This window comes from Paenibacillus jepli (assembly GCF_047238105.1).
Lineage (GTDB): Bacteria > Bacillota > Bacilli > Paenibacillales > Paenibacillaceae > Paenibacillus_D.
This window is the reverse complement of sequence record NZ_JBDFMD010000001.1, coordinates 3768429-3781548: the sequence shown is the minus strand read 5'-3', so window position 1 is coordinate 3781548 and position 13120 is coordinate 3768429. Positions and strand designations below refer to the sequence as shown.

The window sequence follows — 13120 nt, the reverse complement described above, 5'->3', positions numbered from 1 at the left end:
CACTCTCCCCTTTGATCTCATTATGATCGGGCGTTGCCCGTGTATGTGGACGGACCCTCGTCGGGCCCAGGCACATCAGCCTTTGACCGCGCCTACCGTAATGCCGCGGATGAAGTAACGCTGGACGAACGGATAGAACAGGATGACCGGACCGGTAGCGATGACGGCGGTCGCCATCTTCATCGACTCGAGCGGCACATCGCTCAACTGAACATTGGAGGCTGCTGCAGAGTTGCGGACATAATCGGCTGACGTAATCGTGTTATACAGGAACAGCTGCAGCGGACGATACTCCATGTTCGCGGAGAGAAACAATATGGCATGATACCATTCGTTCCAGTAGCCCAGGGCGATGAACAGCCCGATCGTCGCCAGCGCCGGCGTGGACATGGGCAGGATTAATTTGATAAAAATCGTGAAGTCTCCGGCGCCGTCGATCTTCGCCGACTCTGTAATCGCATGCGGGATCGAGCGGATGAAGCTCTTCATCATAATGATCAGAAACGGCGTCAGCAGTCCCGGCAGCAGCACAGCCAGATAGTTATCCTGCAAGCTCAGATAACGGGTGATGAGCAGGTAGAACGGCACCAATCCGCCGGAGAACAGCGTCGTGAAATAGATGAAGAACGAGATGCTGTTGCGCAGTCCGAAGTCGGGACGCTGCAGCGCGTAGCCGGTCATCGCGACGATGAAGAGGCCAGCAACCGTGCCTGCGACCGTAAGGCCCATCGTTACCAGATACGCACCGATGATCTGATCCGGGTTCTGAAACACGATGCTGTAGGCGAACGTACTGAATTCACGCGGCCAAATATTGAAGCCGAATCTCTTGATCATCCCCTCCGCTGTAAATGAGGTGCCGATGATCAGGAGGAACGGCAATAGACAGCTCAAAGCGAAGAAACTGATAAAAATGTAGCCGAATGTCCGAACAGCGAGTTCGCTGGCGTCCGCACGTATGCTTCTGCTGTTGTCTGAATGCTGCACTTCCGCCACCTCCTAGAATAGTGCGTTCTCGGGCGAGACCTTGCGTACGATCCAGTTCGCCGTCAGGATGATGACGAGACCGAATACCGACTGGTAGAGACTCACGGCGCTGCCGATCGAGAAATTAAAATTGGTCATCAGTGCGCGAAACACATACGTCTCGATAATATCGGTCGTGGGGTACAAGGCCGTGTTATTGGCACCGACAAGGTTGTAGAACAAACCGAAGTTGCCCTTGAGAATGCCGCCCAGCGAGAACAGCAGCAGGATAATGAACGTCGGCTTCAACCACGGCAGCACGATGTAGAGAATTCGCTGAAAGGCGTTGGCGCCGTCGATCTCCGAGGCTTCCACAATTTCGTTGTCCAATCCCATAATCGCAGCGAAGTAGATGATCGATCCGTAGCCTGTCGTCTGCCACAGATACGCAAGTACGATAATGAAGGGCCAGATCGCAGCATTGGAATACGTCTTGACCGGTTCCATGCCGACCATCTGCAGCATCTGGTTCAGCAAGCCGTACTCATAGCTCAGGATGTTGTAGGCGATCAGGCCGATCAGAACCGCCGAGATGAAATGCGGCAGGAACATAATGGTCTGACTTACTTTCTTGAACCATTTCTTGCGAATCTCATTGAGCAGGACAGCCACCATAATCTGGAGCACGTTGCCCAGCAGGATAAAAGCCAGGTTATAGGCGACCGTGTTGAACGTAAGCCGCCACAAGTCGCCGTTCATCACCAGGAAGCGGAAGTTGTCGAACGCGACAAACGGGCTTCGGAAAATGCCGTCGGAATAGTTGAATTGGATGAACGCCAGGTACAAGCCCGGCATCGGCAAGTAAGCAAACACGATGAAGAATGCAATCGCCGGCAAACACATCAGTATGAGCGTCCGGTTGTTCATCCATCGTCTGAGTCTGCCGCTCTCGGTGCGTACCCGCTTGCGCCGAGGCGCCGTTTCGACATTGGCTGCCATATGAGTTCCTCCCTGAGGTCAGATGTTAAACGGCCGAGAACTGAACGGATGTCAGCTGCCCCGGCATCTCGGTATCGATGGCTTCGAGCAGGATCGACAACTGGCCGCTCTCCGCTGCATACCATGCCCCCGGCATGTAGAAGGAAGCTGGGTCGCCTCCTCGGAGAGCAGGACCGCCGCTCGCACCTGGCAGCCACAGGCGTCCCACGATACGTCCGGCAAAGCATACCGTCAGCTTGATCGCCGAGCCTTGCACCGCAACACGCCAGCCCTTGCCCTGCCCCGAATTGACTGCCGAGCCATACAGCCACGCCGCTGCTCCCGGTTCGAGTGTGAGCGGCAGCGAGGCTGCTGTCGTCCGCGACATCTGAGATACTGCGTGGGCCAGCCACTGCGTCTCTTCGGCGGCGCTGATCGACCATCCCTCCGCCTCGATGCCTTCGTATAGCCATACGTCTCCCGTCGGCAGCCCTCGCGACCGTTCCATGACGACCGTCAGCTCGATCGTCTGCCCCGGCGACAGCACCCCCGTCAGATCGATATACGGATCAAACGGGCTGATCTCGCCGAGATCATGGCCGTCCGCATACAGTCTCGCCTGGACTTGCAGGCCGGGAAAATGCAGCGTCCATGAATCCGTGCCTTCGGAAGCGGTGAAGGAGCGGCGGTAGCACTCCTGCGCAGGCTGATCGGGCGACGTCCAGCTGCCGAAGGCAAGAAGCGGCCAATGGGAGCTGTCCCGCTCGGCCGGGGGCTCGGTCAGCGCGCCGCAATATGGCGTGCGATCCAGGCTCCAGTTGCCGCCGAGCGCATGGCGCTTCGTAATGGCCGTCAGCCCCCGCAGCCCCTTCATCGCTTGCAGACCAAGCGAAGGCAACAGCACATCGTCAAAATTGGAGTGGCCCCAGATCTCCACCCGGGCCTGCAACTTCTGCAAGGGCTGGGGCTGCTTCAACGCCAGATAGGCATCTGATCCGCCGGGAATCGCTGTTCCCGCATAGTGACCATCCGCATACACCGATACGATATCACTGCCCTTGCGGACCAGTACACCCTCGACTGCCCGTCCATGGTCAGTGGGGACAGTCGCCTCGTACCATGCGTAACCCCGATAGATGCCCTCACGCTCCAGATACTCCGCCCGGGCAGCGGGTCTGGGCCCCGCTGCAGGAGCGATCGGTCCGGCGGCATCGAACACAGAGAGCCCCCACTCTCTCACCGCCTGCACCGCAGGAGCGGGCGGTGACGCATGAGACCCAGTGACCAACGCCCCATTTTCATCTATACGTTCCATATGAAGCGCTTTATCTAGAGAATGTATCATCAGCAACAAAACGCGTCCGTCGCCGAACTGTATCCGGCAGCTGGCGTCTTCCCCGCCGCCCGCCTTCATCACCAGCCTGCCGTCCCGGTACGTCGCGGAGGCACCAACCGCATCCCACTGCTGCGGCTCCTCGAGCTGCAGCGTCACCTCTGTCCCCGCTCCGCCGTGGAACGCCAGTGCAACGCCGGAGGCGATCGGAGCGGCCAGATAGAGCTCGGCTGAGGCGCTCTCCAGCACCCCCTCCGCGCCGAATCGGGCCAGCGGCACACCGAACGGCAGGATGACGGAACGACCGCCCGGCAACGTGCATCCGATGCGGCTGAGTGCCGCCCCTGGTCCACCAGGCGGCAATACGGCCAGCCGCTTCTCCCTGTCCTCCAGGTTCGTCACGAATATCAGATGACCGCCGCCTTTGAGGCGCAACGCCTGCGGCTTGGCGACGCCCGCCTCGTCACCTTCCAGCAGCCAAGCCCCTTGCCCCGCATCGGGCACCTCGGCCTCGCTAAGGGCTTCGCCGTAGGTGCCGATCAATCGGCTCAGCAATCTGCCCTCGTAGGCCTCCTCCCGGATATGGCCCTCTGGCGAGATCATGCCGCCAAAGTCATAATCCGACGTGAGGAAAGCGAGCGGACGCCCCCAGTTGTTCGTCGCGTTGGTGAATCCAAAGTCCGTCCCCGACCCTTGCAGATAAGGCCCCAGCAGCTTGGCGCCGCAAGCGAGCAGCCTGCGCAGGAAGTAATGCGAGCGGTTCGTCTCGGTCACCAGCAGCGGGTAGCCGCGTTCCCGGACAGAGCGCTGGTAATGCAGCACCTTCGCTTCGAGCTCGGGAGCACGATCGTCAGAATAGACATTGCAGGCCGGTGCCACGCCGTCAGCCCAGCCGGTCGCCTGCTCCAGCCCCCCTTGCCCGGCACAGGCGAATAGCGGCACCGTGATTCCCCGTGCGAGCGCCATATCCCGGAGTGCACCGATATATCCCTTGGGGTCGGCACAGTTGTAAAAATCAAGTTCATTATCCAGCTGCACTGCGATGACCGTACCTCCCCCGCCCTCCTGAAAGCTCGCCAGAATCGGCATAATCCGGTCGAACCACGCCGCCACATGGCTCAGAAACGGCGGATGGTTATCGCGCAGCCTCATGTCTTCCTTGGTCAGCAGGTAGGCCGGCAAGGCGCCGCCATCCCATTCGGAGCATATATAGGGTCCAGGTCTGGCGATGACCCACAGGCCTGCCTCGGCAGCGGCATCCAAGAATGCGCTTACATCCCGCTCGCCATCAAAGTCCCATTCTCCTTCACGCTGCTCATGGTGATTCCACGGGAAGTATACATCAATGCTGTTATAGCCCAGCATCTTCAGTTGTGCCATTCTTTCCTTCCAGTACGCTCGCGGGATCCGAAAGTAAAATAAAGACGCGCACAACAGAATCCGCGACTGCCCACGGATCCGTACCGACTCCCCATGCAATTGGACAACCGGCTCCGCGCTTATTGCCTTGGTCATATACCGTTCCTCCTGAGTCCGTAATCATCATCTGACTTGCAAGAGCTTCTCATGTAACCCGTTACATTTTAGGTTAAAAAACAAGCACGCGAAGCGGGCGGCGTGCTTCCTAAAGTCATTAAAGACAGATCCTTCCCCTATGTAACGGGTTACATTGAAGACGAGAGAAAATTGATAACTCCATTTTATTCAAGTGTGTAAGCGTTGTCAACTGATTTCTTTGTCATCCTGTACAGGTGCTGCCGATTCCCTTATCGCCAACTCAGGCATGATCCTGATCTCTCGGGATACCTTGCCGCCATTCATCATCCCGTAGATCTGATCCGCAACGACGCGCCCCACCTCATAGCACTTCAAGGAGACCGACGTCAGCTCGGGGATGCTGTTAGCTGCATACGGAATGTCATCAAAGCCAACCAGCGAAAGATCCTCCGGCACCCTGATTCCTGCTTTGTGGGCGGCTTTCATGACGCCGACGGCAACCAAATCATTGGCGCAAAAGACCGCTGTCGGAAGCTCGGGCAGACTAAGCAGCCGGTTAAAGTACTGCTTGCCGCTCTCAACTGAGAAATCGCCGTCCAGCATCCATTCCTTCCGCGGCGTTAATCCGTTGTTCCGCATCGCTTGCTGGAAGCCCTCCAGACGCTGCAACGTATTGGACATGTAGCCGAAGCCTCCGACAAAGGCAATGTCGCGATGCCCCAGATGGATCAAATATTGCGTGGCCAGCTGCGCGCCTTCCCGTTCGTCAACGTACACGCGGTGGATGTCCGCTCCCGGGATGTCGCCATTCACCAGGACAAGCGGCACACGCTTGCTGACATCGACGACCTCCTGGACGAGCGTTTCACTTGGAGCGGTCAGATTGATGCGGCCTCCGATCCATACGATGCCGTCCACCTGCTTCTCCATTAACAGGTTCAAATATTCGGACTCGCGCTCGTATTGCTCGGCATAGTCGCCTTCAGTCGATACGGTATCGCACAAAAAAATGGTGTAGCCGTGATGTCGCGCCTGCTGATCGAGCCCGGCAAGCAGGGTCGGAAAAAAAGGGTTGGTAATATCGGGGATAATGACGCCCAGCATCCCCGTTTCTTTCTTGAATAAGCTTCGAGCCAGCGCATTGGGCTGAAACTGATGCTTCTCAATCAGCGCCATGACCCGATCCTTAGTCGTCTGTTTAACGGGCGCAGTATTATTCAGCACGCGGGATACCGTCGCCACGGACACTTTTGCTTCCCTGGCTATGTCGTACACTGTGACTCTCTTCATCGCTACTCGCTCCTAGACAGTAAGATAGGCTATGAGTAGAATACCAGAATTCGGTCGCTTTGAATATCATTAGAGAAACCCTCGGCAGCTTGCCGAGGGTTGGTATGCACCTGATATGCGATTAGTCGTCCTTTCTCCACCACTGCTGCGACGGATCTCTCCATCCCTGCTCTTCTACTACGCTGCCCGCGACGGCCCAGCTGACACCATGCTCGGAGAACAGCCGGCCTTGCTCCGCGCACGCATCCATGATCGCCTCGATATCATGCACATAGGTCGCGGTCGACCCTTCTTCCGGAAAGCGATCCATCGCCTCGGCCGGGATCGTATGCACCGTTCCGGTAGACGTAAATGCGCCGTTGGTTACCGCCAGGTAATTGAGCGATCCGTCGATCGAGGCAAACAGCCGCTCAGCAGGGTCGTCGATGGCGGCCATCAGGTTGCGGTAGATGCGGGACATCAGCTCATTGGGATGAAAATCCGCACTGTAGTCGGCCGAGTGGCTCGAACCGTCCGCCAGCGTCCATTGCACGATATCGTTATAATGCCACGTGATGGTCCCCTTGCTGCCCTCTACGCGAATATATGGCTCGGGTCGCTGGTCTCCGGCACACAGCGTCGTGTACAGCAGCATCTCTACGCCATTGGTCATCCTGGCGCGCAGGCAGGCCGTATCCTCGGATTCAATCGCGTGTGCGTGGTAGAGCTCGGCTTGGACCGATACCGGTACCGCTGCGAGCGCATCGCCCAGACCGGCGGCCGTTAACGTATTGTAGAACAGATGGGAGAACGGATTGTGCAGTGTGCCGTCCAGGACGTATGAGCCTCTATGCTTCAGCTTGCCTGCCCAGCCGGTACGCTCGTAGTAACTGTCGGCCCGTTTCCACTTGCCCACGCCTGTGACGCGCTTCACCTCGCCCACATCGCCGCTGCGGATTAGCTCCAGCGCTTGGTTGAAGGCCTGGCCCGTCGTGTTCTGATACTGTACCGCCAAGCGCCGGCCTTGCTCCTTGCTCACTGCAGCCATCTCAACCGCGTCCTCGAGCAGCACAGCGGCGGGCTTCTCCGTCAGCACGTGGATCCCCCGCCGCATCGCCGAGATCGCCATCGGCTTGTGCAGGGCGATCGGCGTAGCGAGCGCCACGAAGTCAAGATCCGGATGGGCATCAAGCATCTCTTCATAATCCGCGTAACAGGCTGCCCCCAGGCCGCGCAGCACGTCGGCATTGTCCCGGCACGCTTCCAGGTTAGGGTCGACGCAGGCGACACATTCCAGTATCCCTTGCTCCGCCAACTTGGCGATGACCCGGACGTGAGATCCGCCGAAGCCGCCGACGCCGGCAAGCGCCATTCGTTTTTTTGCCATCATGATCTCCTCCGTCTGTCGGTTACACATGCTCCAGATAGCGCTGTTTCATGAGCTCCATGACGTCGTCGCCCTGCATGTCCCAGATCGCCTGGTTGAAGATCTCGACCTCGATCGGCCCGGTGTAGCCGGCCTTTTCTACGGCCTCGCGGATCTTGCGCAGCTCGATCACGCCGTCGCCCATCATGCCGCGGCCCAGCAGCAGATCCGGCACGGGTACGATCCAGTCGGATACATGGTAGCCGAGGATACGGCCGGCCGCACGTTCGATCTGCGGGTACAGATCCGGGTCCCACCAGACGTGGAAGACGTCGACAACGACGCCGACCTGCTCCGGCGTGTACTGCTCGGCGATCGTGTTGGCCTGCGCCAGCGAGACGACAACGGAACGCTCTGCGGCATACATCGGGTGCAGCGGCTCGATGCCCAGCTTGACGCCGTGCGACTGGGCGTGGTCGACCAGCTTGGCGATGCCCTCTTCTACGTACTGGCGCGCCGTTGCGAGATCCTTGTCCGCCGCCGGTCCGCAGACCAGGACGAGCGTATCGGTGCCGAGCTCAGCAGCTTCCTCTACAGCACGGAAGTTATCTTCCAGATTGGCCTGACGCTGCGCCGCCGTATCGCCGGGGAAGTAGCCGCCCCGGCAGAGGCTCGATACTTGCAGTCCGGACTCGCGGATGATCCGTTTGCTCTCGGCCAGTCCCAGCTCCGCTACCTTGTTGCGCCATGGTGCAATCCAAGGCACGCCTGCCCGCAGGCTGCCTTCGACCGCTTCCTTCAGCGTCCATTGATTCGTCGTGATCTGATTCAGACTGAGCCGGTCATAAGATTGCAATGGTTGCATTGTCGAATTCCCTCCTTACTCTACGCCCGAGAGCGCCAGTACCTTCTTCATCCGTTCCACAGCCAGGTCCGGTTTGCTGAGCAGACCGGCCTGATCGGCCAGCACGAACAGCTCGGACAGATGCGTGATCGACCGCATGCCCTCAGCGCCGCCGATCATCCGGAAGTGTGACTGATGGCCGTTCAGATACGCCATGAACACGATACCCGTCTTGTACGCATACGTCGGCTTCTGGAAAATATGGCGCGACAGCGGCACCGTCGGCTCCAGAATCGCATGGAATTTCTGCGCGTCCCCTGCATCCAGTGCATGCAGCGCGGCCGCGGCGGCCGGTGCGATCGCGTCGAAGATGCCCAGCAGCGCGTGGCTGTAGCCCTGCTCATCGCCATGGATCAGCTCGGCGTAGTTGAAGTCATCGCCGGTGTACATCTTCACGCCCGCTGGCAGACGGCGGCGCATATTGATCTCCTTGTCGGCATCGAGCAGCGAGATCTTGATACCGTCGACCTTGTCCGCGTTGGCCTCGATGACGCGCAGGCAGACATCCATCGCCTGATCGAGGTCCTGATGGCCCCAGTATCCGCTGAGCGCCGGGTCGAACATATCGCCCAGCCAGTGCAGGACGACCGGCTCTTTGACTTGACTCAGGATCTTGCCGTACACATATTCATAATCCTCCGGCCCTTTGGCGCAGGCGGCGAGCGCCCGGCTCGCCATCAGGATGATGCGGCCGCCTACGCTCTCGACGAAGCTGCACTGCTCCTCATAGGCACGCAGGACATCGTCGATGGTATTGCCAGGCTTCGGTAGCAGATGATCTGTCCCGGCGCCGCTGGCGACCCGGCCGCCGACGGCCTTGGCTTCCTGGACCGAGCGGCTGATCAACTCCTGCGACCGTTCCCAGTTCAGGCCCATACCGCGCTGCGCGGTATCCATCGCCTCGGCGACGGCCAGGCCGAGCGACCAGAGGTGACGCCGGTACGCCAGCGTCCCCTCCCAGTCGATCTGGCCGTTGCTGCCCGGATCTGTGCCTGCGAATGGATCGCAGACCACGTGAGCGGCCGAGTACGCGATCCGGCTCTCGAACGGCTTGCCTTGCGGTACATCAAAGGCGCCAGGGCCGCTCAGGCTGTAGTCCTTGAGCGCTCCCCCAACCTGCGGCAATCTGATAATGCTGCTCATCGGATCATCCCTCCTACAGTTTCAGTTCCGGTACGTCGATCCAGCGGCGCTCTTTCCAGGATTGCATCCCCAGATCGGAGAGCTGCGTGCCTTTGGCGCCCTCGAGCAGATCCCACGGGAACGGGCTGTCGGTGACGATGTGCTTCAGGAACAATTCCCACTGTACCTTGAAGCCATTGTCGAACAATTGGTTGTCCGGTACTTCTTCCCACTGCTCGCGGAAGTTGAACGGATTCTCGATGTCCGGGTTCCAGACCGGCTTGCACGTGTTGACGCGGTGCTGGGTTTTGCAATCACGCAGACCAGCCACGGCGCTGCCCTCGGTGCCGTCGACTTGAATCGTCAGCAGGTCCTCGCGGTTGACGCGGACGGCCCAGGAGGAGTTCGCCTGAACGACGATGCCGCCTTCCAGCTCAAAGGTTGCGTATGCCGCATCGTCAGCCGTACATTTGTAGGCTTCACCGTTCTCGTCAATACGCTCCGGAATGTGCGTCACGCCAAGGCAAGAGACCGAGCGGACTTCGCCGAACAGATTGTCCAGGACATAACGCCAGTGCGCGAACATATCGACGATGATGCCGCCGCCGTCCTCGGCGCGGTAGTTCCAGGAAGGACGCTGTCCCGGCTGCCAGTCGCCTTCGAATACCCAGTAGCCAAACTCCATGCGGACCGAGAGAATTTTGCCGAAGAAGCCCGAATCGACCAGACGCTTCATCTTGATCAGGCCCGGCAGGAACAATTTGTCCTGAACGACGCCGTTCTTTACACCTGCTGCCTTGGCGATCTTGGCCAGCTCCAGCGATTCTTCCAGTCCGGCTGCGGTCGGCTTCTCGCAATAGATATGCTTGCCGGCTTTGATCGCTTTGCGGATACTCTCCGCACGGAAGTTGGTCATCTGCGAGTCAAAATAGATTACGTTGTGATCATCAGCCAGCGTCGCGTCCAGATCGGTGCTCCAACGCTCGAGGCCAAAACGCTCGGCCAACGCTTTGACCTTGTGCTCCTGACGGCCGACGAGAATCGGGTCAGGCATGATGATGTCGCCGTTCGGCAGCTTGACGCCACCCTCTTCGCGGATCGCGATAATGGAGCGGATCAAGTGCTGGTTCGTGCCCATTCTTCCGGTAACGCCGTTCATGATGATGCCAATCTGATGTGTCGTCATTTGACAATCTCCTCTCATGATTCCTGTAGTGGTATGCTCCTCTTCGGAGTGATTGCCCTTATCATAACGCTGGCGCCAAGCTTCTGTCTTACGAGTTTAGGAAGCGTATTCTTAATTTCGGAAACGATTGCAGCTTTCTTGCCGCTAGATACATTGACTAAACCAGCTTCATTCCCCTCGGACGAGGTAAAAGCCAACCCGGCGTCCGGGCTGGCTTGTCTTGTGCTACAACTATAACGTCCATGCGTATAGAAAGAAGTCATGGATCAGACGCCGTGATAGCCACTTTATTCCGTAGAAGATTGGCAGGAAGTAGCGAGCTTACGGAGCACTTTCCCCTTTAAATTGGCCAATGACTTTACCTGCAATATTTTCTCTAGCTATGGCTTTTTCATGAAAGCCAATCCTGCTCCAGACGTCGCCCGCAACAAAATAGTGACCCTCTGGAACTTCGATTTCAGTTTCTAATGAGAATGTGCCCAAGCCTTCCACATATTCCCCATTATAATACTCTTGCCCGTAAAACGTATCCAGCTTCTCGCCGTCAATGTAAACCTGACCTTCCTTAACCGTGACAACTTCATAAGGCAGAGCGATCACGCGAGCAATATCGAAAGGCAGGGCCTCTTTACGATTGATTCGCTCATCGGACTCATGGGTTGCATAGTACACTACGTCACCTCTCGATATCTCTTGATCATTATAATACTCCGTATCAACGACGACTTCTGCATTTGCTGCATATTGACTTGAACGATACATCCCATCATGACCGATTTGGTGTGTGAGTTGACCTTCTTCAATGTCTTCAATGATCGGCAACTCATAATCATTCGTTTCCTTATTGCCTCCGCTAGTTCCGTTTCCATTTGAACATCCTATAAGAGTTATTAAGGAAATGAAGAAAATTATCCGCAGTATATGTCTCAATTTCATCACCTCTGAAAAATTCATAATTTATTGCAACCGGGCACACTTCCAGGTCAGCTTGCAAACCATTCCACTACGGTAAAGATTTCAACTGCTCCATTAGACAGTCCTGATGCTAAAAAGGTGCCATATGTAAAACAGCAACAGTCCAGCTACTACAGCGACATGAAAAAAGAATAGCCATTTTACGCTTACGCTGTTTCTCATACACATATCTTAAATAAAGAGCATCATACCCGCCGGTGATGTCATCCGGAGAGGTAACAAACGATCAATTGCCTGAGCGGGTACAACGATAGTATCACTTTTTCCCTTAATTACTCAAATTTTACTCCAACCCCCTACCTGCTGCATACCTTTTATAGAGGCCGGTTTCACCGCAGATATAGTTTCTATACTTACCAGGGCCGAGGCTCGCTCCATGCGCCTCTACAGATCTAGATTCTATACTTACAGGACCGAGATCCGTCCAACGTACCTCTCTAGATATAGTTTCTATACTTACAGCACCGAAAAACAGCCTGCGCACCACTCCAGATATAGAAACTATACTTACAACGCCGCGACCAGCGCCAAACGCCAGCTAGTCCCTACGCCTACCCGTTCTCCCACTTTCAGCCAACGCAAAGATGCCCTCGACCCGTATCCAGGTCAAGGGCATCTCTCATCCTCGTCGCTACTCTCTCCCGCCTACCCCTTAATCGCCCCGATCATGACGCCCTTTACAAAATACTTCTGCAAAAACGGATAGACGCACAGGATCGGCACCGTCGCCACGATGATCGTCGCATACTTGATCGTCTGGCCCACGGGCATCTGGTCTCCTGAGCTGACACTCGTGAGCATGCTTGAGGTGTCATTGACGATCAGGATCTCGCGCAGGATCAGCTGCAGCGGGAACAGCCCGCGGTCCTGCAGATAGATCATCGCCGGGAACCACGAGTTCCAGTGATAGACCCCGTAGAACAGCACCATCACCGCTATAACCGGCAGGGAGAGCGGGAACACGATGGACCAGCAGATCTTGAAATCATTGGCCCCGTCCAGCTTGGCCGACTCCTCCAGCTCGACAGGCACCGCCTGGAAGGCGGTTCGCATGATGATCAGGTTGAAGGCGCTGAGCGCGCTCGGGATGATCAGCGCCCACCTCGTATCCAGCAGGCCGAGATTGCCGACCAGCAGATACGTCGGGATCAAGCCGCCTTCGAAAAACATCGTGAACACGATCATGAACATAATCGCATGCTTCCACATGACATCCCGCCTGGACAGCCCGTAAGCGGCCATCGAGGTGAGGAAAATATTGACGGCCGTGCCAACCACGACGAAGAAAATCGTATTGAAATAGGCCGAACCGATGGCCGGATTCATAAAGACCATACGGTACGCCTCCGTCGTGAACCCCTTGGGCAGCAGCAGCAGCCCGCGGTTCTGGGACAGTAGACCCGGATCACTGAAGGAGGCGAACAGGACGAAGACCAGGGGATACAGCGCAGCAAGCGACAGCAGCACCAAAAACACGATATTGATAACTTCGAATACACGTTCTCCATAAGTCAGCTTCATCTT

At 57.2% G+C, this 13120-nt stretch carries 10 protein-coding genes; all 10 read right to left on the bottom strand.

All coding sequences use genetic code 11. The features are described 5' to 3' along the window. Positions 1 to 75: 75 nt before the first annotated feature. Positions 76 to 987, bottom strand: a complete 912-nt coding sequence (locus tag ABC336_RS16590) for a carbohydrate ABC transporter permease (RefSeq protein WP_413239685.1) — start codon at positions 985 to 987, stop codon at positions 76 to 78. A 12-nt stretch (positions 988 to 999) separates the two neighbouring features. Continuing rightward, positions 1000 to 1965 carry an ABC transporter permease gene (locus tag ABC336_RS16585; RefSeq protein WP_413239684.1) on the bottom strand — a complete coding sequence of 322 codons (966 nt, stop codon included), beginning with the start codon at positions 1963 to 1965 and terminating at the stop codon, positions 1000 to 1002. Positions 1966 to 1990: 25 nt separating this feature from the next. Next, on the bottom strand, positions 1991 to 4792 hold the full coding sequence (locus ABC336_RS16580) for a beta-galactosidase (RefSeq protein ID WP_413239683.1): 2802 nt from the start codon (positions 4790 to 4792) through the stop codon (positions 1991 to 1993). Positions 4793 to 4999: 207 nt separating this feature from the next. Next, positions 5000 to 6064: a LacI family DNA-binding transcriptional regulator gene (locus ABC336_RS16575; RefSeq protein ID WP_413239682.1), complete on the bottom strand. Its 1065-nt coding sequence runs from the start codon at positions 6062 to 6064 to the stop codon at positions 5000 to 5002. Between the two features lie 121 nt (positions 6065 to 6185). Beyond that, positions 6186 to 7433 (bottom strand): Gfo/Idh/MocA family protein, encoded by a 1248-nt coding sequence (locus ABC336_RS16570; protein WP_413239681.1) that lies wholly within the window; start codon positions 7431 to 7433, stop codon positions 6186 to 6188. A gap of 19 nt (positions 7434 to 7452) precedes the next feature. Then, positions 7453 to 8274 (bottom strand): sugar phosphate isomerase/epimerase family protein, encoded by an 822-nt coding sequence (locus ABC336_RS16565; RefSeq protein WP_413239680.1) that lies wholly within the window; start codon positions 8272 to 8274, stop codon positions 7453 to 7455. A gap of 15 nt (positions 8275 to 8289) precedes the next feature. Beyond that, positions 8290 to 9456 (bottom strand): dihydrodipicolinate synthase family protein, encoded by a 1167-nt coding sequence (locus ABC336_RS16560; RefSeq protein ID WP_413239679.1) that lies wholly within the window; start codon positions 9454 to 9456, stop codon positions 8290 to 8292. Between the two features lie 13 nt (positions 9457 to 9469). After that, entirely contained in the window at positions 9470 to 10621 is a 1152-nt protein-coding gene (locus ABC336_RS16555) for a Gfo/Idh/MocA family protein (protein WP_413239678.1), read from the bottom strand. A gap of 321 nt (positions 10622 to 10942) precedes the next feature. After that, a complete protein-coding gene (locus ABC336_RS16550; protein ID WP_413239677.1) occupies positions 10943 to 11575 on the bottom strand; it encodes a S26 family signal peptidase in 633 nt (210 codons plus the stop codon). A 666-nt stretch (positions 11576 to 12241) separates the two neighbouring features. Then, positions 12242 to 13117 carry a carbohydrate ABC transporter permease gene (locus ABC336_RS16545; protein WP_413239676.1) on the bottom strand — a complete coding sequence of 292 codons (876 nt, stop codon included), beginning with the start codon at positions 13115 to 13117 and terminating at the stop codon, positions 12242 to 12244. Positions 13118 to 13120 lie beyond the last annotated feature (3 nt).

Bases quoted from the DNA above. Each gene is read 5' to 3' on its own strand.
- ABC336_RS16580 (WP_413239683.1), bottom strand. From the start codon at position 4,792: ATGACCAAGGCAATAAGCGCGGAGCCGGTTGTCCAATTGCATGGGGAG.
- ABC336_RS16555 (WP_413239678.1), bottom strand. From the start codon at position 10,621: ATGACGACACATCAGATTGGCATCATCATGAACGGCGTTACCGGAAGA.
- ABC336_RS16585 (WP_413239684.1), bottom strand. From the start codon at position 1,965: ATGGCAGCCAATGTCGAAACGGCGCCTCGGCGCAAGCGGGTACGCACC.
- ABC336_RS16565 (WP_413239680.1), bottom strand. From the start codon at position 8,274: ATGCAACCATTGCAATCTTATGACCGGCTCAGTCTGAATCAGATCACG.
- ABC336_RS16570 (WP_413239681.1), bottom strand. From the start codon at position 7,433: ATGATGGCAAAAAAACGAATGGCGCTTGCCGGCGTCGGCGGCTTCGGC.
- ABC336_RS16550 (WP_413239677.1), bottom strand. From the start codon at position 11,575: ATGAATTTTTCAGAGGTGATGAAATTGAGACATATACTGCGGATAATT.
- ABC336_RS16545 (WP_413239676.1), bottom strand. From the start codon at position 13,117: ATGAAGCTGACTTATGGAGAACGTGTATTCGAAGTTATCAATATCGTG.
- ABC336_RS16575 (WP_413239682.1), bottom strand. From the start codon at position 6,064: ATGAAGAGAGTCACAGTGTACGACATAGCCAGGGAAGCAAAAGTGTCC.
- ABC336_RS16560 (WP_413239679.1), bottom strand. From the start codon at position 9,456: ATGAGCAGCATTATCAGATTGCCGCAGGTTGGGGGAGCGCTCAAGGAC.